This is a genomic window from Erythrobacter sp. SN021, from assembly GCF_021864455.1.
Map to the genome: position 1 here is coordinate 879,441 of NZ_JAKKUW010000001.1, position 21,233 is coordinate 900,673.

Here is a 21,233-nt window from a genome sequence, read left to right on the forward strand (position 1 = left end):
AAGTCCGAACCTTCTCATTGCTTCGGTGTCATTCCCCGACAAAGCTGTAATCGGGGAGAGAATGAAACGCGCTTTTCAGAGCATCCCCCCAACTCGAGGAAATCGACCGAAAATAGGGATCGTCGTGAGTGACGCGATGTTCGTGCGCAGGCTCGAAGACATCACGCTCGATGACCTGGAGATCGAGGGGCAGACCGACCGACAGGTTGGCCTTGAGTGTGGAATCGAAGCTGACCATCAGGAGCTTCACGGCATCTTCCATGCTCATCGTGCGATCGTACCCGCGGATGATGATCGGACGGCCATACTTGGTTTCGCCGATCTGAAAAAACGGAGTATCGTGGCTCGCCTCGATGAAATTGCCTTCGGGATAGACCATGAACAGGCGCGGCTCCATCCCGGCAATCTGTCCGGCGACGATGATCGAAGCGGTGAAGCGCCCCTTTCCCCTGTCTCCGTTGGCGTTCTGGCGCTCAGCTATGATCGTCCGCAACAACTTGCCAATTTCGGTGGCCACCTGAAACATGGTGGGTGACTTAAGGAGAATGTTGTCACGTTCGTCGGGCGCCTTCGTCCGCTCTTCAAGCTGGCTGATGACGGCCTGCGTGCTCGCGAGGTTTCCCGCAGTCATCACTGTGATTATGCGATCACCCTGCACGTTCCAGGTGAACATCTTGCGGAAAACAGAAATGTTGTCGACGCCCGAATTGGTACGCGTATCGCTCATCAGGACCAGACCCCGGTCGAGTATCATTCCCACGCAATATGTCATGCTCTATCCTTTAGGCAGCTTCACTGCTGCACTTGTTGCTGTTCTACAGCGACATCGACTTCGAGCACGGTCGACGTGGTGCCGAAGCTTATCCCGGTAATCGGCGCTGCATCCTGATAGTCGCGCCCCGTGGCTACTCGTACATAGCGCGCATCGGGACTGATCCCGTTGGAGATATCGAATCCCACCCAGCCCAGTTCGTCGACATGGGCTTCGGCCCAGGCATGCCCGGCCTCCTGATCGATACGGTCGTTCATCATCAGGTAGCCGCTGACATAGCGCGCCGGTATGCCCAACGTCCGGGCAATACCAATGAAGATATGCGCGTGGTCCTGGCAGACACCGTTACCGGCGGCGAATGCCTCTTCCGCACTGGTGCGCGAATGCGTGGTGCCGGTCTTGTACTCCACTCGATCGAGAACCGCCGCCGACAGCTGGTGGAGTGTTTCCAGCCGGTCTTCGCCACTCGTCTGTATGTCGGCGGCGAGCTTGCGCATTCCCTCGCCGGGGCGCGTCATATCGGTCTGGCTCAGGAAACTCCAAAGCGGCAGGTGCCCTGCGTGGCGCCCGATTACACCTGCATGATCGTGCGTGTCGACATGGCCCCGACAGGTCACCGTGACGTCCTGTGCACCCTGCTCCACCGAAACGAGAGTCACCGTATTGTGATGCTGGTCTTCGTAGGTGATTTCGGGATGGGCGTTCTCGTATTCCATTTCCCATTCGAGAATTTCCTGCCCCTGTGTCTGCTTGGGCGTCAGGCGCAGTCGCTGGAGCGCATGGAAGACCGGGGCATCGAAACGGTAGCGGGTGGTATGACGGATCGAGAGGCGCATCAGGACAGGAACCTGTAATCTTTCGCGATCGCATCGCCGATCGCCGCGTTGGACGCCGTGAAATCGACCAGGAATTCGTGCAGGCCCTGTTCGAAAACGTCATCGATGGTGAGATCGGCAATCCGTGTGTCGGCGGCGCGCATAAGAGTGTTGCTCTCCCCTTCCGAGCCGTGCAACCGGGCGAGCGCGGCGAGACTTGCGCGCAGGGCGGAATGGCAGAAGGCCAAGCTGCGCGGAAAACAATCGTCGAGGATCAGGAATTCGCATATCCCGCGCGCATCGATCTGCCCGGCATTGAGCCAGCGATAGGCGCGATCGCCCGACACCGAGCGCAACACTTGGTCCCACTGCCCGGTATCGAGGCTTGAGCCGACGTAAGATAGCGATGGCAGCAAGAGATAATATTTGATGTCCAGAATGCGCGCGATGCTATCGCCGCGTTCGAGGAAGGTACCCGCCTGCCCGAAGTGATACGCTTCGTTGCGCAGCATGGAGCCTTCCATCGCACCATGCGCCATGGTGCCGGCACGGCGGATGGTTGCGACCGTATCGAGTACGCGGTTCTCCCCGACAGGCTTGGCTAGCTGATCCTGAATTTCCAGCCAGTTTTCGTTGATCGCTTCCCACAATTCGCCGCTGATGGCATTGCGAGCGAGACGGGCGTTCTGGCGAACCTGCCCGAACATGGCGAGAACCGAGGATGGATTATCCTTGTCGCGCAGGATGTAATTCCATGCCTGCATACCCGTGTAGGTGCCGTGCTTGGCCTCGTAGCCTGCGCGCTGCCCGGCAGTGGACATGACCGATCGCCATTCCTCCTCCGCCGTCACCAAATCGCGCGTCAGCGCCATGCGCAGGCCCGCATCGAGCAGGCGTGCCGTGTTCTCCGCCCGCTCGAGATAGCGGAACATCCAGAAAAGCCCGTTGGCGGTCCGTCCCAGCATCAGTCCTTGAGCACCCAGGTATCCTTGGTCCCGCCGCCCTGGCTGGAATTGACCACCAACGATCCCTCATCCAGGGCCACCCGCGTCAGGCCGCCAGGAGTAATGTCGATCTTGTCCGGCGAGACGAGCACGAAAGGCCGCAAATCCACATGGCGCGGCGCAAGGCCTTTCTTGGTAAAAATCGGACAGGTCGACAGGGCCAGGGTGGGCTGGGCGATGTAGTTTTCCGGCTTGTCGGCAATCTTCTTGCGAAACTCCGCGATTTGCTTCTTTGTCGCGGTCGGCCCAATCAGCATGCCGTACCCGCCCGAACCGTGGACTTCCTTCACCACCAGTTCGGCGAGGTTATCCAGCACATATTTGCGCGAATCCTCGTCGGCGCAGCGATGCGTTTCGACATTGGGTAGCAGCGGTTTCTCGCCAGTGTAGAATTCCACGATTTCCGGCATGAAGGAATAAATCGCCTTATCGTCGGCAACCCCCGTGCCCGGTGCGTTGGCGATGGTCACGCCGCCCGCGCGATAGACATCCATGATAGCCGGCACGCCCAGCACACTATCCTCGTTAAAGGTCAGCGGATCGAGGAAATCGTCGTCAACGCGGCGGTAGATCACATCCACCGGCTGATAGCCCGATGTCGTCCGCATCGCGACCCGCCCGTCGATCACGCGCAAATCGCTGCCTTCGACCAGTTCGGCACCCATCTGGTCGGCGAGAAACGCATGCTCGAAATAGGCGGAATTGTAGATCCCCGGCGTTAAAACAGCGACAGTCGGCTTGCCTACGGTGCAATCGGGAGCGCAGGCCGCCAGGCTCTTCGCCAGACGCCGCGGGTAATCGGATACGCTTTCCACCGGCACCCGCATGAACAGTTCGGGGAACATTGCCATCATTGTTTCGCGGTTTTCCAGCATGTAGCTGACACCCGACGGCGTGCGCGCATTGTCTTCGAGCACATAGAACTCGTCCGGCCCTGTCCGCACCAGATCGATACCCACGATATGGGTGTAGATGCCGCCCGGCGGAGTAAAGCCAACCATATGCGGCAGCCAGGCATCGTTGTTACGAAACAGCCGTTCGGGAATACGCCCGGCGCGGATGATTTCCTGCCGGTGGTAAAGATCGTGCATGAAGGCGTTGAGCGCGGAAACACGTTGTTCGATGCCGCGCGTCAGTTTTCGCCATTCCGCCGCGGTAATGACGCGCGGAACCATATCGAACGGGATCAGCCGTTCTTCGGCTTCCTCTTCGCTGTAAACGTTGAAGGTGATGCCGGTCTTGCGAAAATTGCTTTCCGCCTCGGTGTGCTTGCGCCGGAGCAGCGCGGTTTCCTGATCCTCGAACCAGTCGCAATAGCCCGCATAGGCCTCGCGGACAGCACCACCGGGATCGCGCATCTCATCGAAAAATTCGGCGTCGCCGGTCATGGTCCCCCGATCAGGATTAAACCGCTGCACAATCATCATGCCAGCGCGAGGGCAGGATACCCTCCATCAGGAGACTAAAGGTTCAGTCCGCGTCCAGTTCCCTCAGCAGCGCCTCGACCGCCTCATGCGTGAGTACGAAGCCCATGTGTGAACACCGCAGCGCCACTGCGCGATCGCGCTCGCCCGGCCTGCCGCAAGCGGCCCGGGGGTGGACGACGCCGTCTCGCGGACTCCAGAAGGCGACGGTTTCGACCGGTGGTTTTTCGTGGGTCACAGCGTCGATCTCGGGTTCGTCCACACGGTGCCCAGCAATCGCCTGATAGGCGCGCCACCCATTATTGGCACGCGGAGACCCCGAGAAGGGCGAGCCCAGGGTGACGACCTTGGCCACCTTGTCGGGATGGGCCTTCGCCAATTCGCGCGCCATGACCCCGCCCAGACTCCAGCCCACCAGGTAGATCTGTTGCCTCCTGAGGCGGTGGAGCTCTACCAGCCGATTCTCGACCTTGCGGAAACGGGCCTCGGTCGCGCCCAGATTGTAACCCAAACCCCATTTCTTGGTCGTGTGCCCGGCCTTTTCCAGTTTTCGCGCCATCCAACGCATGCGGATTGGATGGGCGCCGAAACCGGGCAACAGCATGACGGTTTTCGGATTGCGAGCCGCAGCGATAGACAGCGGTGGCGAGATCAGCCGACGCGCCGGTTCGAGCGGCCAGAGGAACTCACGCAGCAGCAACTGCCAATGCGGCCCCCGCGCATCATCGGGAGAGGGCTCGGCAGCCAGTGCCCAGCGACGCGCGAGTTCCTCGCGATTGGCCAGTGCGGTGTCTTTGAACGGTAATGTTGCCATCACCACGTCATAATACGCGAAGCCGATTAATGGCTCCCGAATTTCACCCGGTCATTTACGCGTCGCAATCGCCAATGCGCTCCTGCGAACTCTTCATGGTCATTTCCATCGACTGACCGTCTGGCCCTTCACCGACCATTGTCATGGTCATCTGCGACGAGGTCTCGCCGCCCGTGCCCTGCAGGGTCATACGGGCAGCACCCTGCCCGTCGGCATTGCAATTCATGATCGCATCGATACTGCCACCCTCGGCCTCGAACTTTTCGAAAGTGCAATCCGAACCGGACTCTTGCGATTGCCGGGCCATTTCCTCGAAGCCCTGCTCGGCCTCCTCCGCAGTCAGACAATATTCGTGAGTCTGCGGACCGCGATCGAACATGCTGCGCATCATGTCCTGCACCTGTTGCGGGGCGCCGGGCATTTCGACATCGACGAACTCCACCGTGGCGCGATATTTGCCAGGTTGCGGCTTGACCATGTCCTCGGTCTTGGCTGCGGCCTCGGCCATCGTGATCTCGCCGTCCCCATCGGCATCGGCACTGGTCCCGCCGCCACACGCGGCAAGAGCGAAGCTGGCGGCGGCGGCAATCACGATACGATGCATAACAGGTCTCCTAAGTCGTCTCCCGAAGCTAGCAGCCGGATGGCGCGAGGCAAGCACCGTTGCACGCCGCCACGATGTTCCCCATATGTGCGCGCATGAGCGAACTCGTTATTCGAAGAGGGCTGGAAGAGCCGGACACCACTGGCGAGTTCGTACCCCATAAGCCCGCGCGCCCCGAAAAATCGATGCCGGGCAAGAAATTCAAGCTCGTCAGCGACTATACGCCAAGCGGCGACCAGCCCACCGCGATCGCCGAACTGACAAGCGCGGCAAAGGATGGCGACCAGACGCAGGTGCTGCTCGGCGTCACCGGCTCGGGAAAGACCTTCACCATGGCCAAGGTGATCGAGGAATTGCAGCGCCCCGCGCTGATCCTGGCGCCCAATAAGATCCTCGCCGCCCAACTTTATGGCGAGTTCAAGAGCTTCTTCCCGGAAAACGCGGTCGAGTATTTCGTCAGCTATTACGACTATTACCAGCCCGAAGCCTACGTCCCGCGCAGCGATACCTATATCGAGAAGGAATCGAGCGTAAACGAGGCGATCGACCGGATGCGCCATTCGGCCACGCGCGCCCTGCTCGAACGCGACGACGTGATTATCGTTGCCTCGGTATCCTGCCTCTACGGTATCGGCTCGGTCGAAACCTATTCGGCGATGATCTTCGACATCACGAAGGACACGGCTGTCGACCAGCGCGAGCTGATCCGCAAACTCGTCGCCCTCCAGTACAAGCGCAACGATGCCGCCTTCGCGCGCGGCAATTTCCGCGTGCGCGGCGACAGTCTCGAAATTTTCCCCTCGCACTACGAAGACATGGCCTGGCGGATCAGCTTCTTCGGCGACGAGATCGAGGAAATCAGCGAATTCGATCCGCTGACCGGCAAGAAGGGCGCGAGCCTCGACAAGGTCCGCGTCTATGCCAATTCGCACTACGTCACGCCCGGCCCGACGATGAAACAGGCCAGCGAGGCCATCAAATTCGAGCTGCAGGAACGGCTCAAGGAACTGCACGAGGAAGGCCGCCTGCTCGAAGCCCAGCGGCTGGAGCAGCGCACCAATTTCGACCTCGAAATGATCGCCGCCACCGGCTCCTGCGCCGGAATCGAGAATTACAGCCGCTTCCTAACCGGACGCCTCCCCGGCGAACCGCCGCCCACGCTGTTCGAATATTTGCCCGAAAACGCGTTGCTCTTCGTCGATGAAAGCCACCAGACCGTGCCGCAGATCGGCGCGATGTCGAAAGGCGACCATCGGCGCAAGATCACGTTGGCCGAACATGGTTTTCGCCTGCCTTCTTGCATCGACAACCGCCCGCTCCGATTCAACGAATGGGACGCTATGCGCCCGCAAACATTCGCGGTCTCGGCCACGCCCGGGACGTGGGAGATGGAGCAGACCGGCGGTGTGTTTGCCGAACAGGTCATCCGCCCCACGGGCCTCATCGACCCGCCGGTCGAGATAAAGCCGGTGGAGGATCAGGTCCAGGACTGCATCGAGGAGTGCAAGAAGGCTGCCCAGATGGGCTATCGCACACTCGTCACCACGCTGACCAAGCGGATGGCGGAAGATCTGACCGAATTCATGCACGAAGCGGGCGTGAAGGTCCGTTACATGCACTCCGATGTGGAGACGTTGGAGCGTATCGAGCTGATCCGCGACCTGCGCCTCGGCGTGTACGATGTGCTGGTGGGCATCAACCTGCTGCGCGAGGGGCTGGATATTCCCGAATGCGGGCTGGTCTGCATCCTCGATGCCGACAAGGAAGGCTTCCTGCGCTCCGAAACCAGCCTCATCCAGACTATCGGCCGCGCCGCGCGCAATGTCGATGGCCGCGTGATCCTCTATGCCGACCGCATCACCGGCAGCATGGAACGCGCGATGGCGGAGACCGAGCGCCGCCGCGAGAAGCAGCGCGCCTATAACGAAGAACACGGCATCACGCCGCAGACGATCAAGCGCCAGATCGCCGATATCGTCGCGGACACCGCCAGCCGGGATGGCGTCACGGTCGATACGGGCGACGAGGGTCGCAACAACCTCGTCGGCCACAATCTGCGCGCCTATATCGAGGACCTGGAAAAACGCATGCGCGCCGCCGCCGCCGATCTTGAGTTCGAGGAAGCCGGACGCCTGCGCGACGAAATTCGGCGGCTGGAGAACGACGAGTTGGGTCTAGGGGACAACGAGAAGAAGGCGCCAAGGGTCGGGCGAAGCGATGCGGGGCGGCCCGGCACACGCAAGACGCGGTATGGCAAGACGCGCTACAAGCGGATGGGCTAACGCGTCCTTGGTGTTGCTATAGTAGCTATTAGCCGCTATATAGTGCGCTATGAGCAATCTCACTTATCGCATTTCTGTCGATTTGGACGTCTTCAAGGCATTGACCTCCCTCATAGATGAGGACGGTCAGACCCATAACGACGTGCTGCGCGACTTGCTAAACTTGGACTCGGTCACAGAGGCTGAACCTCCGGGAGAGATCATTAGCGTCGCCGCAGATCATCTCGGTCGAATCACTGCCGGAGGCAACTTTTATTCGCGTGGTCTAATGCTCGCAAACGGGACAAGACTTAGAGCGCGATACAAGGGCAAAGAATATCACGCTGCCATTTGCGACGGAGAATTTCGCACCGACGACGGTGAGCGACACGACAGTCCGTCGGCCGCCGCTTCTCACATCACTTCCACAACCGTTAACGGGCTTCGATTTTGGCAGGCTAAGCGCCCCGGTGACCGGGGGTGGCGAAGGCTCGATGTAATACGAGACTCGAATTGACCCGCATCGATAAGCTCTACAGCAGACTCCTCACGAACCCGCGAGCGGCTCTTAGCTTTCGCGAGTTGGAAAAGCTGTTGCGAGCCTTCGGATTTGAACATGATCGGACCAAGGGCAGCCACATGATCTGGGTACACCCGAAAGTGCCCCGCCCTTTTCCCGTGCAACCGTCCGGCAAGCACGCCAAGCCTTACCAGGTGCGCGAATTTCTTGAAATGGTGGAGGAACACGGCCTATATATCGGCGCGTGAACGAACCACATTATCACATCAACATCTTCTGGTCCGCCGAGGACGAGTGCTGGATCGCCGATGTTCCGGACCTTAAACCCTGCTCGGCGCACGGCGAAACGCGTAGCGAGGCGTTGACCAACATTGGCGATGCCATTCAGGGTTGGATTGAGGCCGCTAAAGAACATGGCTTGACGATCCCGGAGGCGCGGTATCGTCCCGCCATCTATGCCGCAAGCTAGGCGAGGCCGCTCGGACCGGGCCTAACCATATCCTGCGCCGCCTGATCGGGCGATTTTTCGACGGGGACCGGCTATCCCTCGACCGGCGTCCTCCGCTGCCCTTCACCCCGCGCCGCCACAGGTCCATCCTCCAGACAAGTCTGTGGGAGGAAAGCCAATGAAATTGCCGATCACCCACGCGAGCGCGCTGGCCTTGTCGTTGGCGGCTTGCAGCGAAGCCCCCGTGGCCGAAGTCGAGGCGCCGACTGCGCAGGTCGTTTCCGACGACGTACTGGCGGCTGCGGTTGCCAATGAGGCTCGCCCCGACGCGGCACGCGCGCTCGACGAGAGCCGGAAGCCCGCCGAAGTTCTTGCCTTCCTTGGCCTCGAACAGGGCGACCACGCAGCCGATCTGATCTCGGGCGGAGGGTACTGGGCCGAAATCCTCGCCGAGGCGGTGGGCGAGAATGGCAGCGTGACCGCGCTCGAGCCCGAACAATTCTACAATGAGGAGCGCTGGACCGCGCTATCCGCAACCCAGCCCGACATCGCGCTCGAGCGCTACCGCTTCGAGGATTTCCAGAGCGAGGCCGATCGCTTCGATTTCGCGGTGATGAACCTCGGCTACCACGATCTTTACTGGGAATCGGAAGAGTTCGACGTCCCCCGGTCCGAACCCTCCGCCTATCTCGCCACGCTCTATGCAGCGATGAAACCCGGCGGTGTCGTTGGCGTGATCGACCATGTCGCGAACCCGGGCGACACGCGCGAAGCGGTCGAGGCCTATCACAGGATCGACCCTGCGGTAGTCCGCGCCGATTTCGAACGGGCCGGTTTCGTGCTGGAGGCGGAAAGCGACATGCTCGCCAATCCGGATGACGATCGCGCGAGCAGTGTCTTCGAACCCGAAATCCGGGGCAAGACAGACCGTTTCGTGATGAAATTCGTCAAGCCCGAAGCCAGCGAATAAGGGTTGGGACAGGGTTCGGAACCTTTACCCGAACCTTCTCTCTCGTCATAGAAACACCATGATCACGCGCCTGCTCGCCGCCGCTGCGGTTCTCGCCCTTCCCATACCCCTTGCCGCGCAGGACGAGCCTGCACCGGCTGCCGAACAAGCCGCTACGGTCGTCCCGCAGGTTCGCACGCGCGACCTTGTCGGCACCTTCGGCGGGCAGCGTATGGCCTATCGCGCAACCGTAGGCGAAACCGTGCTCACGTCGGACGACGGCAAGCCCGAGGCGGTCATCGTTAGCACCAGCTACGTGCGCAGCCCGCGCGACACATCGCGGCCGGTATTCTTCATCTACAATGGCGGCCCAGGCTCGGGATCGGTGTGGTTGCAGATGGGCGCCTGGGGACCGAAGCGGGTCGCCATCCCTTCCGACGCGCGCGACGATGGAGCGCCGCCCTATCCGCTGGTCGACAATCCGGAGAGCTTGCTCGACGTCGCCGACCTCGTCTTCATCGACCCGCCGGGCACGGGCTTCAGCTATCTCACCCCCGGTACCGATCCGAAAAACTATTACGGCCTGCGCGAAGATGCGCGCGCCGTTGCGCAAGTGATCCGCCGCTGGATTAACGACAACGGACGCTGGAACAGCCCCAAATACCTCGGTGGGGAAAGCTACGGCACCACGCGCACGGCGATGGTCGTGGACGAACTGGAAGGCGGCACCTTCAACGATGTCGGGCTCAACGGCTTGATCCTCGTTTCGACCATCCTCGATTTCGCCGCGCGCGAGCCGACATCGGGCAACGAAATGGCCTATGTGGTGACGCTGCCGAACATGGCGGCTGCCGCCTGGTTCCACGGCAAGGCCGAGGCTCCCTCGGTCGAGGCTATCGCGGAGGAAGCGCGCCGCTTCGCGATCGGACCCTTTGCCAGCGCGCTGCTCAAGGGCCAGGATCTTCCCGATGCCGAACGCGCTGCCGTGCGCGCGGAACTCTCGCGGCTCACCGGCCTGTCCGAAACCTATCTCGACCAGGCGAACCTGCGCGTTACCAGCCAGCGCTTCTATAAGGAATTGCTGCGCGACCGGGGCCTCACTATCGGCCGTCTCGATGCACGCTATACCGGCACGGATTACGATAATGCGGGGGAATATCCCGACAACGATCCCAGCTTCTATGGCATCGATGCAGGCTATACCGCTGCGGTCAATGCCTGGCTGCGCGAGGGACTAGGCTTCGAAACTACTCGCGAATACCAGTCGATCGGGCGCGAGCCGGGGCAGCACTGGAATTGGAGCCTGTCAAGCGGACCGGGGCGCAGCGCCTATCTCAACGTGGCCCCGCTTATCGGCAAGGCCATGCGCCAGAATGCCGGTCTGAGGCTGTTCAATGCGCAGGGCTATTACGATTTCGCCACGCCCTTTTTCGGCGCCGAGTATTCGCTCAACCGGATCGGTATTCCGCAGGATCGGGTGGAGCTGCATTACTATGGCTCGGGTCATATGATGTATGTCCGCGACGAAGACCGCGCGAAACTGTCGCGCGACCTGCGCGCCTTCATCCGCAATCGCTGAGGATAGCGCGGCCCGCCCGCTTGAACCTGCGCGCGCCTGTGCCATAGCGCGCTGATGCGTCGCGCTCCGGCTTTGCTTCCAATCCTTGTCCTCGCCGCCTGCAAGCCGCCGGCGGCCGATGACTATGTCGAGCGCACACGCATCGGGGGCGAGGTTCAAGGCCCGTCCGAACCGATCGATTCTCCCGATACGCAAGGCGCGGTCTGGGCGCCTGCCGACAAGGCCCGGCGCCTGCTTTACGGCAAGCCGGGCGAACGCCCGCTATTCGCCATCGAATGCGTTGGACAGGGGGCCGTGCCGATGTTCGCATACACCCGTTTCGCCAAGGCGGACCCGCATGCCAAGGCGGTGCTCGCGCTTATCGGGAACAGCCATGTCACGCGCCTGCCCATCGATGCGGCACAGGTCGGCGATGTGTGGCGCTGGGAAGGTGCGGCGCCGGTGACCGATCCGCGCTGGGACGTGCTGACCGGCACGCGCGAGGTCGAGGCGACGGTGCCCGGCGCGGGGAGTGTGATCCTCAATCCGAGCGCCCTGCCCGGCGCACTAGTCGAGGAATGCCGGGCGCTGGCGCAGCCGCCTAGCGACGACGAGCCGAATCCTGCGCCTTCTCCACCAGCAAATCCGGCGTAAGCACTTGCGGCAATTGCTCGGCCTCGCCGCCGGGCTCGTACCACAGATAGAGCGGCACACCGGCCGCGCCTTGGCGGGTCAGCATGCGGCTGATTTCTTCATCGGGCTGCGTCCAGTCGCCGCGCATGGCGATGACCCCCGCTTCCTCGAAAGCCTTTCGTGTAGCCTCGCGTTCGATCGCGACGCTCTCGTTGACCTTGCAGGTGACGCACCAGTCGGCGGTGAACCATATGAACACCGGACGACCCGAGGCACGCGCCTCGGCTAGCGCGGCCTCGCTGTAGTCGATGGGATCGAGCAGGCTTTCGGCTGACGCGGCTTGCGCCTCTGGCTTTGGGAGCAGAGTGACCCCGATGCCAAGCACCGCAACGAGGCTGGCGAAAACCACCAGCACACCAGATCGCGACCGACGCTGAAAGAGGCCGATAAGCGCAAGCCCCGCAAGCGCAATCACTGCCAGGATGAGCACCGGACCGAGATAGTCCCATCCGCCGATGCGCCAGACGAGCCAGGCAAGCGCCAGCGCGGTCAGCCCCATCGGCAGTGCCATCCAGCGGCGGAAGCTCTCCATCCAGGCACCCGGCTTGGGCAGGCGCCGACGAATCGCCGGGACGAAGCCGACCAGCAGGAAGGGTAGCGCGAGGCCTACACCCAAGGCGACGAAGACGAGGAGTCCGTGAATCGGCCTGATGACCAGCGCCGCACCCAGCGCAATGGCCATGAACGGGCCTGTACATGGTGTCGCCACGAAGGCCGCGAGAAGGCCCGTCGAGAAAGAACCCCCTCGCGAGGGCGCGCCGCCCGAAACGGCCATGCCGGGCACTTCGAACACCCCGAGGAAATTGACCGTGATCGCCAGTGCCAGCAGGAAAAGGCCGACCACGACGACCGGCTCCTGCAACTGAAAGGCCCACCCGACCTGCTCGCCCGCCGATCGCAGGAGCAGGATGGCTGCCCCCAGCGCCGCGCAAGCCAGCACAACACCCGCCGTATAGGCCAGCGCATCGCGCCGCGCCGCACGCTCGTCCCCGCCCGCCTTGGCCAGCGACAGCGCCTTGAGGCTGAGGATCGGGAAAACGCAGGGCATGATGTTGAGCAGCAATCCACCCGCCAGCGCGGCGATAAGCAATTGCCACAGGACCGGCTCCGCCCCACCACCACGGATCGGCTTCACCCCTTCGAGCGGCACGTCTCCCGGCACAGCGGTAAAGCGCACGCCGCGGCCGCTGCCGATATCGAGGATGCCGGTGATCGTCTCGGGGCGCGGGTCGGCCGCGAACTCGACATTGTCCGGCACCGCGAGCCGCTCGATCGGCATTTCGACCACTAGCAGATTGCCTTCGCTGATGAAGGTCTGCACGCCGGTGTAATCGGGCCTGTCGCCTTCCCCCAGTTCGGGCGTACCGAGGAAGAAGTGAAGATCACCGAGCGCGGTTTCGGCAGGGATCGGAATGCCGACGCGCAGATGCGTAGGTGTGAATTCGAATTGCGCGCTGCTGTCGAGCTGCGGGACGATGGCCGCGCGCCACGCACCGAAACGAGGGTCGGCACCAGCCTGTGCGGGATCGAGCGTCAGACGTGCCTGCTGCGGAACGCAGATCTTGTCTGTGCAGGCCAGATAGTTTGCCATGACGGCGATGGGCGCCACATTGGCGACCGCCGCGCTTTCCGGAACGCCAATCGGCACGAGGACTGCATAGTCGTCCTCGTAAACATGATTCATCAACCCGCCGATCACCAGCCGCTTGGGCAGCGGATAGAGCGGTTCGCCCGCCTCCCATCCCTCGGGCAGGTCCCAGTCCAGTTCCATGCCCAGCCCCGCATCGCCGGGATTCGACCAGTAGCCGTGCCATTCGGGCGTCGAAGGCATGAAATGCAGCGCGACCATCCACGTCTCGCCGGGTTGCGGCGCGCCCTCGGCCACGATTTCCACGGGCATGCGTTCGCTGCCCGGCCCGCGTGCCTGCTGCTGCGCGTAGGCAGCCGGGGCAAGGGCCAAGGCCAGCGCGAACAGCATCACAAGCGCGGCGACCCGCTCCAATATCCTTGCGTCGATCACGCTCGCCGCTCTAGGGACACACCCCATGACAGACAAGCAAGACCTGCTGATCCTGGGCGGCGGCCTGGTGGGCATGACACTGGCGCTGGCGGCGGCGAAAAAGGGGCTTTCGAGCCACCTCGTCGACCGCGCCGATCCGGCAAGCCTGACGGCGGAGGGCTTTGACGGCCGCGCCTCGGCGATCTCGACGGCAAGCTGGCGCCTGTTCCGCCATATCGGCCTCGAAGACGCGCTGGAACCATATGGCTGCGATATCGCCGCCATCGCCGTGCTCGACCAGATGAAGGCGGGTCGGCTCGATTTCCGCCCCGAGCCGCACGAAGGCACGCTCGGTCGGATGTTCGCCAATCGCCAGCTGCGCTTGGCGCTGCACGAGGCGGCGGCGAAGGAGCCGCTGATCGAGTGGCATGCGCCGGTTGAGGTCGTATCACGCGAGCGCGGCGAGTTCGGTGTATCGGCGACGCTCGGTGACGGGCGTGTGCTCGAAGCCGCATTGATGATCGGCGCGGAAGGGCGCGGATCGCCTAGTCGCGAGGAAGCGGGCCTGAAAATGGCGAACTGGGATTACAGCCACCGCGCCATGATCGTCGGGCTCGACCACACAAAGCCGCATGAGAACGTGGCGTGGGAAATCTTCTATCCCGACGGGCCTTTCGCACTGCTGCCCATGCTCGACGGCCCCAACGGCCAGCATCGCAGCGCACTGGTCTGGACGGTGGACGAGAAGGATGCCGCAGGCGTTCTCAAACTGTCCGACCGCGCCTTCCTCGCCGAAGTTTACAAGCGCATGGGCGATCTGCTCGGTGAGCTCACAATCAACAGCGCGCGCTCGTCCTATCCGCTGAGTTTCCAGCACACGGCGAAGATCGTCGAGCATCGCCTCGCGCTGGTCGGCGACAGCGCGCATGGCATGCACCCGATCGCGGGTCAGGGCCTCAATCTCGGCCTGCGCGATGTCGGCGCGCTGGTGGAAGTGCTCGACGAAGCGGTCCGGCTGGGTCTCGACCTCGGCGATGCGCAAGTCCTGAAAAAGTACGAAGAGTGGCGCGCGCTCGATTCGCTCATGGTGATGGGCGCGACAGACAGCCTGACGCGGATATTCGGCATTCCAGGCAAGGCGGCAAGCGCCGCGCGCCGCCTCGGCATGGCGGGGATTCAGCGTAGCGGGTGGCTCAAACGCTTTTTCATGGATGAAGCACGCGGCATATCCGGAGAACTGCCCGAATTGCTGAAAGCCTAATTCTCTTCGGCCGGGCTCGGCTGCTCGATCCGGTTGCCCGCCCCATCCCGTAAGCGACGCGGCTCGAGAACGGCTGCGGTCTCGATCAAATCGAGCGCCCGCTGGGCGGCAGCATAACGTTCGGCATCGCGGATCCACCCTTCGGCCTCGTCGGCGCCGGGAAGATTGCGCACCTCTGCAATCGCAGACTGCGTGCGCCCGCTTTCGAGAAACAAACGCGCGCGTTCGAGCCTACGCTCAGGCTGCGGTGAAGGAGCGCTTTCGCGGCGGATGACAAAGAGCTGCGACAGCTCCTCGCCGAACCGGGCCCAACCGCGTTGATCGTTCGGCTGGGCTAAACGCGGGGACAGGCCCTCAAGCCGCGCGATCAGCTGGTCGAGCGTGATCGGATCGCGGCTTGTCCGAATGATCGTGTCTACTGCATTGGGCAGCGCATCTCCGAACCGCAACCGTAACTGGTCGGCCAAATAGCCGAGCTCCGCCCCTTTTTCGAGAGCCCGCCGAGTGGCGAAAGCAATCAGCAGGCCTTCGGCACGTGCAGCATTGCCTGCAGCAGCCTGCGCCTGCAGGTCGAGCCGCGCCAGACGCTGTTCGGCAGCCGCGAGGCGCTGGTCGATCCCGCCCTGCTGCTGTTCGACCCGTTTCACAGCCTGCTGCGCCGCCTCGCTGGCGGTGGCGCTTGGCGTAGGCGTGGGGTCGGCAGTAGGGCTGACGAGCAGCTGTGGATCCTGCGCAGTCGAAGCAGTCTCGGGCGCATCGAGATCTGTCATCGAATAGACCGCATAGCCAACGATCGCACCGCCGAGCAGGAAACTCGCAAGCACGGCGACGAGAACCGGCCTTGCCGAAGGCCCCTTGCGCCTGGTGCTTATGTAATCGTCCATCGAATTCCGTTCCGCGACCCCGTGGGCCGGTTCTCAAGGCCCCTTCCTATCATTGGTCCTCGGTCTGGCACAAAGCTCTCGCCAAGGCCAGTAGCTCGCTGTCTCCGGGTGCATCGGCGATGTGGATGGATCGCCAACCCTCTCCCGCCATTTCGGCAACGCGAGGGCCAATGACGGCGAGATCGACAACCGCGCTGTTCAGGTCCAGGCGATCGAATTCGTCACGCAGCCGCGCAGCGGCCGCACCCGAATGCAATACCGCCACGCCGCCATCGCGCAGCAGCTCGGCGCTCTCTTGCGACAGTTCTTCCGCCACCGCCCGATAGAGTACCCGGGTTTCGACCTCAATGCCATCGGGCGGACGCAGCGCCACCCTATCCTGGCCTGCAAGGCGCAAGAGCTGGAGCTTCCGATTACCGAGTTCGTCGACAAGTCCTTGTAACCCTCCCCGACCGGTTAGCCCGACCAGGAACCCGGCAATGCGCGCGGCATCGGCAGTGGCTTCGCCAACCGCATGGACGGGCAGCCGGGTCAGTTTTTCCAAGTGCTTGCCGCCATGCCGGAAGGCATTTGCGCTGCCGACAAGAATGCCGTCGAAATCATCCGGTGACGGAACGGTCCACTCTACCGGCTCGATCGTAAAGAGCGGCGCGCCATGCACGTCGAGTCCCATGTCGCGCGCCGTTTGCGCGCTGACCGACCAACCCGGTTCGGGACGGAATAGGAAGAGCGGCTTCATACCGAATAGCCGAAATGTTCGGCCACTTCAGGCGGCGCTCCATCAAGCAGCGATTTCGCCAAATCGAACGGGGCGTTCTCGTCGCCGATTGCAAATTCGGTATTGCCGGCGATCCGCACCTTGCCATCGGGGCTGAAGATGGCCGCGTTCAAGGACATGCGCTCGCCATTACGATGCGACAAAGCGGCGATCGGACTGCTGCACGATCCGCCCAACCCCTCCAACAGACGACGTTCCGCACGAATTTCCGCATGGCTTCCGGGATGATCGACCGGGCCGAGCAGATCGCACATGCGCGCATCGTTGCTGCGACATTCGAGACCAATCGCGGCCTGTGCAGGCGCCGGCAGCCATGCTTCGGGGTCGAGCCGCACCCCTTCCTCGTCCGCGCCCAACCGGTCCAGACCCGCCGCGGCGAGGAAGGTTGCATCCACCGCGCCCGCTGCAAGCTTCGCCATTCGGGTGGCAACATTGCCGCGAATGCCGACCACGTTAAGATCCGGCCGCAGGTTTAGCAGTTGTGCGGCGCGGCGCGGCGCGCTGGTTCCCACTCGCGCGCCTGCGGGAATGTCGGCGATGGACGCCGCACCCAGCAGACGGTCGGCCTTGTCCGCGCGCGGCAGGATGGCCCCAATGGCGATGGCCTCGGGCCGGATCGTCTCGACATCCTTCATCGAATGCACCGCTGCATCGATGCGCCCCTCGAGCAGCCAGTGATCGAGTTCGCGTGTCCACAGCGCTTTGCCGCCGATTTCGGCCAGCGGACGGTCCTGTATCTTGTCGCCGCTGGCCACGACGGGGACTAGTTCCACGGCCGATTCGTCCCAATCATGCGCTGCGCAAAGGCGCGCACGCGCTTCGAGGGCTTGTGCCATGGCAAGCGGAGAACGGCGGGTTCCGAGGCGAATAAGGGGCTGGTCAGGCATAGGTCGGCTTGCCCTAGCGATCCACTTCGCTAAGGGGAAGCGGGATGGCACTGGTTCTCGGCATCGAAAGCTCCTGCGACGAAACTGCGGTCGCACTGGTCGACAGCCAGCGGCGCATCGTCGCGCAGCGCATCGCCTCGCAAGATGCGGAACACGCGCCCTTTGGCGGCGTCGTGCCCGAGATCGCCGCTCGCGCGCATGCCGAACGGCTGGCTCCGATGATCGAGGGTGTGCTGGCCGATGCGGGCATCGCCTTGGCCGACTGCGATGCGATTGCAGCAACCGCCGGACCGGGCCTGATCGGCGGGGTCATGGTCGGGCTGGTTAGCGCAAAAGCGCTGGCCATGGCCACCGACACGCCGCTGATCGCAATCAACCACCTCGAAGGCCATGCGCTGAGCCCGCGCCTCGCCGACGAGACGATCGAATTCCCCTATGCATTGCTGCTGGTTTCGGGCGGGCACTGCCAGATCCTACGCATCGACGGCGTTGGCCAATACCGCCGCCTGGCCACCACGATCGACGATGCGCTGGGCGAGGCGTTCGACAAAACCGCCAAGATCCTTGGCCTCGGCTTTCCGGGCGGTCCGGCAGTCGAACGCAAGGCGCTGGTAGGCAACGCTGCTGCAGTGCCCCTGCCCCGCCCGATGGTCGGCAGCGGCGAGCCGCATTTCTCCTTCGCTGGGCTCAAGAGCGCGGTCCTGCGCGCGCATGAGAGCGACCAGTACGCGGTCGCCGATATTGCGGCGAGTTTCCAGCAGGCGGCGGTCGATTGCGTAACCGACCGGTTGCGGATCGCACTCGCAGGCATGGAAGATGTCGATACACTTGTGGTTGCGGGCGGCGTTGCGGCCAACACGGTGGTGCGCAACGCGCTCGAACAGCTCGCCGCCAACCGCGCGATGCGGTTTGCCGCGCCGCCGCCCAAACTGTGTACCGACAATGCAGCGATGATCGCCTGGGCGGGGATCGAACGGCTCGGCCAGAACGACCCGCTCGACATTGCGGCACGCCCGCGCTGGCCGCTCGATCCCGACGCCGAACCGGTGCGTGGAGCGGGAGTGAAAGCATGAGCACGGTCGGCGTTCTAGGAGCTGGTGCCTGGGGCACGGCGCTGGCGCAAATGCTCGCCAGCGACGGACGCGAGGTACTGATCTGGGCGCGCGAGAAGGAGCTTGTCGAGGAGATCAATTCCGCGCACAGCAATTCGCTCTTCCTGCCCTCGGCCGCGCTCGCCGATACGATACGGGCGACCGGTAACCTCGCCGATATGGCGCGACTCGACACGCTGCTGGTGGTGACGCCAGCGCAGCATATGGGCAGCGTGCTGTCCGCCATGCCCGCACATCCAAAAGACCTGGTGCTGTGTTCGAAAGGGATCGAGGCATGCACCGGGCGGCTGATGAACCATGCCGCGAAATCCGCGGCACCGGATAGCGCGATTGCGGTGCTCTCCGGCCCGACCTTCGCGCATGAGGTGGCGGCTGGCCTGCCCACTGCGGTTACACTCGCTTGCGGGGACGGCGAAGCGCAATGGGAGCGCCTTGCGCCGGTCATCGCCCGCCCGGCCTTCCGGCCCTATTATTCGGACGATGTGATCGGTGCGGAGATCGGTGGATCGGTCAAGAACGTGCTCGCCATCGCCTGCGGTGTGGTCGACGGCCTCGGACTCGGACAGAACGCGCGCGCCGCGCTGATCGCGCGCGGTTATGCAGAGATGCTGCGCTTCGGCGAGGCGCTGGGCGCACGGGCGGAGACGCTGGCGGGCCTGTGCGGCCTCGGCGATCTCGTGCTCACCTGTTCCTCGACTTCGAGCCGCAATTTCTCGCTCGGCAAGGCATTGGGTGAAGGTCAGCGGGCCGAAGACCTCATGGCCGACCGCCGCACCGTGGCCGAAGGCGCGCATACCGCGCCCGTGCTGGTCGAACTGGCCGCGCGCCATGCTGTCGCCATGCCGATCGTTACGGCGGTTTACGGCCTGCTCAAAGGCGATGCCCCGCGCGAGGTCGTATCCGGCCTCCTGTCGCGCCCGCTGCGCGCCGAACAGGGCAGCGCCGAGTGACAGCGGAAAAACCCGACGAAGACCTTTCCGCCCTCGCCAAGGGCGGGCGGCAGAATTTCTTCGGCTTCATCCTGCGCCTCGTCGCGCGCCTGCCGTTCCTGTTTATCGCGGGACGTCTTTACGGACCGGACGCATTGGGGCGTTTCGCCTCTGCACTGGTAGTGGTCGAACTGGTTGCCCTGGTCTGTGCGATGGGCGAAAAGCGCGGCCTGGCGCAGCGCCTTTCCGATGGGGAAGAGAGCCATCCGGCCAATCTCGTTTATGATGGCATGTTCCTCGCGCTGCTGTTCTCCTCGCTGGCAGCGCTGTTTTTCTGGTTCGTCCCCGCCCCGCTATTCCCGAGCGGCGAATTCACCGAACTGGACCGTTTCATCGTGCTGGCAATACCGGGCTATGCGCTGACCGAGATTGTCCTCGCCGCGCAGGCCTATCGCTACGATATCGCGACGACGGTGCGCGCGCGAGCGGTGGTCGAACCCTGGACCATCTCGATCATGGCCGGGGTGTTCTTCTTCATACCCGGCATCAGCGATTCCGGGCTCGCTATGGCTTATCTCGCCTCGATCTATGCTGGGCTGGCGACCGGGCTGTGGTCCTTCTTCCGCAGCTATGGTCCGCCCAAGGCATGGCGCCTCCACCCCGTCTACATGGGCAAGATGACCGTGCGCGCCTTACCGCTGGCCACGGCCGATGCGATCGAATGGGGCACACGGCGCGTCGATATCTTCATCCTCGGCCTGTTTGCCGCGCCGGCCGCTGTGGGCGTCTACTACATCGCCCAGCAGGTCGCGAGCCTGCCGCAAAAGCTCAAGACCAGCTTCGAGCCGATCCTCGGCCCCGTCATCACCAAGAACCTCAAGACCAAGAATTACGAGGCAATCGCCAAGCAGATCTGCCAGGTCGGTTTCTGGATCGTCGCGATGCAGGCGGGGATTGCGCTCGCGCTCGGCGTGCCGGGCGAGGCGGTCATGGGCCTTGTCGGGCCGGAATTCGTCGGCGGCACCGGTGCGCTCGCCTTCCTGCTTATTGCGGAGGTCGTCGCGGCGACGGCGGTCGTGTCCGAAGCCGTGCTCGTCTATGTCGCGCGGGTGCGTAATCTATGGATATCGATCGGCACAATCGCGCTCCAGGCAGTGCTGACCGTGGTCCTGATCGAAGCAATGGTACGCGGCGGCTACGGCGAACCCTACAAGGCAGCGGCGGCGGCGATCGCGCTGATGCTGGCGCTCGGCACAGCCAGCCTCGTGAAAGCCCTCATGCTTTCGAAGTTCCTCGGCCACACGATCAACACCTTCCGCTGGCCACTGGTCTGGGCGGTGCCCCCGGCAGTGCTGGTCGGCTGGCTGGCAACCCGATTGCCCGAATGGGCTGAGCTGATCTTGGGTGTTCCGGCGATCCTGGCCGTCTATGGCTACATTATCTGGACACGCGGCTTCGGGCCGGAGGATCGGGTGCTGTTCCGCCGTAATCTCGACAAGGACGAACCGACCCGGAAATGAT

At 63.2% G+C, this 21,233-nt stretch carries 21 protein-coding genes; 11 read left to right on the top strand and 10 right to left on the bottom strand.

Annotation, left to right across the window (positions count from 1 at the left end; genetic code table 11):
• Positions 1-28 precede the first annotated feature (28 nt).
• The 6 genes from L5849_RS04320 to L5849_RS04345 all read right to left on the bottom strand — a co-directional run bounded on the left by L5849_RS04320 (position 29) and on the right by L5849_RS04345 (position 5,433).
• On the bottom strand, positions 29-772 hold the full coding sequence (locus L5849_RS04320; protein ID WP_115417288.1) for a peptidase: 744 nt from the start codon (positions 770-772) through the stop codon (positions 29-31).
• A gap of 20 nt (positions 773-792) precedes the next feature.
• Positions 793-1,608, bottom strand: coding sequence for a transglutaminase family protein (locus L5849_RS04325; RefSeq protein ID WP_236924554.1), 816 nt, complete (start codon positions 1,606-1,608; stop codon positions 793-795).
• Positions 1,608-2,552, bottom strand: coding sequence for an alpha-E domain-containing protein (locus tag L5849_RS04330; protein WP_115417291.1), 945 nt, complete (start codon positions 2,550-2,552; stop codon positions 1,608-1,610). Before L5849_RS04330 ends, L5849_RS04325 begins: the two co-directional genes overlap by 1 nt.
• Positions 2,552-3,979, bottom strand: coding sequence for a circularly permuted type 2 ATP-grasp protein (locus tag L5849_RS04335; protein WP_236924555.1), 1,428 nt, complete (start codon positions 3,977-3,979; stop codon positions 2,552-2,554). Before L5849_RS04335 ends, L5849_RS04330 begins: the two co-directional genes overlap by 1 nt.
• An 82-nt stretch (positions 3,980-4,061) precedes the next feature.
• Positions 4,062-4,829, bottom strand: a complete 768-nt coding sequence (locus L5849_RS04340) for a triacylglycerol lipase (RefSeq protein ID WP_115417962.1) — start codon at positions 4,827-4,829, stop codon at positions 4,062-4,064.
• A 55-nt stretch (positions 4,830-4,884) separates the two neighbouring features.
• Positions 4,885-5,433, bottom strand: coding sequence for a DUF3617 domain-containing protein (locus L5849_RS04345; RefSeq protein ID WP_115417293.1), 549 nt, complete (start codon positions 5,431-5,433; stop codon positions 4,885-4,887).
• Positions 5,434-5,528: 95 nt separating this feature from the next.
• On the opposite strand from L5849_RS04345, the gene uvrB reads away from it, so the two are divergent.
• The 7 genes from uvrB (at position 5,529) to L5849_RS04375 (ending at position 11,823) form a co-directional block, all read left to right on the top strand.
• Positions 5,529-7,715: an excinuclease ABC subunit UvrB gene (gene uvrB, locus L5849_RS04350; protein WP_236924556.1), complete on the top strand. Its 2,187-nt coding sequence runs from the start codon at positions 5,529-5,531 to the stop codon at positions 7,713-7,715.
• A 268-nt stretch (positions 7,716-7,983) separates the two neighbouring features.
• The gene (locus L5849_RS16105) at positions 7,984-8,211 is read left to right on the top strand and encodes a DUF2924 domain-containing protein (protein WP_368735720.1); all 228 of its coding nucleotides are present in this window, start codon (positions 7,984-7,986) and stop codon (positions 8,209-8,211) included.
• Positions 8,208-8,462, top strand: coding sequence for a type II toxin-antitoxin system HicA family toxin (locus L5849_RS04355; RefSeq protein WP_236924557.1), 255 nt, complete (start codon positions 8,208-8,210; stop codon positions 8,460-8,462). The genes L5849_RS16105 and L5849_RS04355 overlap by 4 nt, the downstream gene beginning before the upstream one ends.
• The gene (locus L5849_RS04360; protein ID WP_236924558.1) at positions 8,459-8,683 is read left to right on the top strand and encodes a type II toxin-antitoxin system HicB family antitoxin; all 225 of its coding nucleotides are present in this window, start codon (positions 8,459-8,461) and stop codon (positions 8,681-8,683) included. The genes L5849_RS04355 and L5849_RS04360 overlap by 4 nt, the downstream gene beginning before the upstream one ends.
• 157 nt (positions 8,684-8,840) lie before the next feature.
• Positions 8,841-9,632: a class I SAM-dependent methyltransferase gene (locus L5849_RS04365; RefSeq protein ID WP_236924559.1), complete on the top strand. Its 792-nt coding sequence runs from the start codon at positions 8,841-8,843 to the stop codon at positions 9,630-9,632.
• Between the two features lie 58 nt (positions 9,633-9,690).
• Complete coding sequence (locus L5849_RS04370; RefSeq protein ID WP_236924560.1) at positions 9,691-11,190, top strand: S10 family peptidase; 1,500 nt, start codon at positions 9,691-9,693, stop codon at positions 11,188-11,190.
• A gap of 54 nt (positions 11,191-11,244) precedes the next feature.
• Positions 11,245-11,823 carry a hypothetical protein gene (locus L5849_RS04375; RefSeq protein WP_236924561.1) on the top strand — a complete coding sequence of 193 codons (579 nt, stop codon included), beginning with the start codon at positions 11,245-11,247 and terminating at the stop codon, positions 11,821-11,823.
• Here the strand turns inward: L5849_RS04375 and L5849_RS04380 are convergent.
• Entirely contained in the window at positions 11,771-13,882 is a 2,112-nt protein-coding gene (locus tag L5849_RS04380; RefSeq protein WP_236924562.1) for a protein-disulfide reductase DsbD, read from the bottom strand. The two genes, L5849_RS04375 and L5849_RS04380, sit on opposite strands and share 53 nt — an antisense overlap.
• Positions 13,883-13,907: 25 nt before the next feature.
• Here L5849_RS04380 and L5849_RS04385 point away from each other — a divergent pair, with 25 nt between their 5' ends.
• Positions 13,908-15,122 (top strand): FAD-dependent monooxygenase, encoded by a 1,215-nt coding sequence (locus L5849_RS04385; protein ID WP_236924563.1) that lies wholly within the window; start codon positions 13,908-13,910, stop codon positions 15,120-15,122.
• Here the strand turns inward: L5849_RS04385 and L5849_RS04390 are convergent.
• The 3 genes from L5849_RS04390 to hemC are packed head-to-tail and all read right to left on the bottom strand — an operon-like array spanning position 15,119 to position 17,671.
• Positions 15,119-16,006 (bottom strand): MICOS complex subunit MIC60, encoded by an 888-nt coding sequence (locus tag L5849_RS04390; RefSeq protein WP_236924564.1) that lies wholly within the window; start codon positions 16,004-16,006, stop codon positions 15,119-15,121. The two genes, L5849_RS04385 and L5849_RS04390, sit on opposite strands and share 4 nt — an antisense overlap.
• A 49-nt stretch (positions 16,007-16,055) precedes the next feature.
• Entirely contained in the window at positions 16,056-16,745 is a 690-nt protein-coding gene (locus tag L5849_RS04395) for a uroporphyrinogen-III synthase (RefSeq protein ID WP_236924565.1), read from the bottom strand.
• Complete coding sequence (gene hemC / locus L5849_RS04400; protein WP_255703820.1) at positions 16,742-17,671, bottom strand: hydroxymethylbilane synthase; 930 nt, start codon at positions 17,669-17,671, stop codon at positions 16,742-16,744. The genes L5849_RS04395 and hemC overlap by 4 nt, the downstream gene beginning before the upstream one ends.
• 44 nt (positions 17,672-17,715) lie before the next feature.
• Between hemC and tsaD the strand changes: the two genes are divergently transcribed.
• The 3 genes from tsaD to L5849_RS04415 are packed head-to-tail and all read left to right on the top strand — an operon-like array spanning position 17,716 to position 21,232.
• Entirely contained in the window at positions 17,716-18,744 is a 1,029-nt protein-coding gene (gene tsaD / locus L5849_RS04405) for a tRNA (adenosine(37)-N6)-threonylcarbamoyltransferase complex transferase subunit TsaD (protein ID WP_236924566.1), read from the top strand.
• On the top strand, positions 18,741-19,733 hold the full coding sequence (locus L5849_RS04410; protein ID WP_236924567.1) for an NAD(P)H-dependent glycerol-3-phosphate dehydrogenase: 993 nt from the start codon (positions 18,741-18,743) through the stop codon (positions 19,731-19,733). The genes tsaD and L5849_RS04410 overlap by 4 nt, the downstream gene beginning before the upstream one ends.
• On the top strand, positions 19,730-21,232 hold the full coding sequence (locus L5849_RS04415) for a lipopolysaccharide biosynthesis protein (RefSeq protein WP_115417312.1): 1,503 nt from the start codon (positions 19,730-19,732) through the stop codon (positions 21,230-21,232). Before L5849_RS04410 ends, L5849_RS04415 begins: the two co-directional genes overlap by 4 nt.
• Position 21,233: the final 1 nt, after the last annotated feature.

Coding starts and splice junctions, on each gene's coding strand:
- L5849_RS04365 (WP_236924559.1), top strand. CDS start 8,841: ATGAAATTGCCGATCACCCACGCGAGCGCGCTGGCCTTGTCGTTGGCG.
- L5849_RS04325 (WP_236924554.1), bottom strand. CDS start 1,608: ATGCGCCTCTCGATCCGTCATACCACCCGCTACCGTTTCGATGCCCCG.
- uvrB (WP_236924556.1), top strand. CDS start 5,529: ATGAGCGAACTCGTTATTCGAAGAGGGCTGGAAGAGCCGGACACCACT.
- L5849_RS04370 (WP_236924560.1), top strand. CDS start 9,691: ATGATCACGCGCCTGCTCGCCGCCGCTGCGGTTCTCGCCCTTCCCATA.
- L5849_RS04320 (WP_115417288.1), bottom strand. CDS start 772: ATGACATATTGCGTGGGAATGATACTCGACCGGGGTCTGGTCCTGATG.
- L5849_RS04395 (WP_236924565.1), bottom strand. CDS start 16,745: ATGAAGCCGCTCTTCCTATTCCGTCCCGAACCGGGTTGGTCGGTCAGC.
- L5849_RS04340 (WP_115417962.1), bottom strand. CDS start 4,829: ATGGCAACATTACCGTTCAAAGACACCGCACTGGCCAATCGCGAGGAA.
- hemC (WP_255703820.1), bottom strand. CDS start 17,671: ATGCCTGACCAGCCCCTTATTCGCCTCGGAACCCGCCGTTCTCCGCTT.
- L5849_RS04335 (WP_236924555.1), bottom strand. CDS start 3,979: ATGACCGGCGACGCCGAATTTTTCGATGAGATGCGCGATCCCGGTGGT.
- L5849_RS04390 (WP_236924564.1), bottom strand. CDS start 16,006: ATGGACGATTACATAAGCACCAGGCGCAAGGGGCCTTCGGCAAGGCCG.
- L5849_RS04345 (WP_115417293.1), bottom strand. CDS start 5,433: ATGCATCGTATCGTGATTGCCGCCGCCGCCAGCTTCGCTCTTGCCGCG.
- L5849_RS16105 (WP_368735720.1), top strand. CDS start 7,984: ATGCTCGCAAACGGGACAAGACTTAGAGCGCGATACAAGGGCAAAGAA.
- L5849_RS04385 (WP_236924563.1), top strand. CDS start 13,908: ATGACAGACAAGCAAGACCTGCTGATCCTGGGCGGCGGCCTGGTGGGC.
- L5849_RS04330 (WP_115417291.1), bottom strand. CDS start 2,552: ATGCTGGGACGGACCGCCAACGGGCTTTTCTGGATGTTCCGCTATCTC.
- tsaD (WP_236924566.1), top strand. CDS start 17,716: ATGGCACTGGTTCTCGGCATCGAAAGCTCCTGCGACGAAACTGCGGTC.
- L5849_RS04375 (WP_236924561.1), top strand. CDS start 11,245: ATGCGTCGCGCTCCGGCTTTGCTTCCAATCCTTGTCCTCGCCGCCTGC.
- L5849_RS04410 (WP_236924567.1), top strand. CDS start 18,741: ATGAGCACGGTCGGCGTTCTAGGAGCTGGTGCCTGGGGCACGGCGCTG.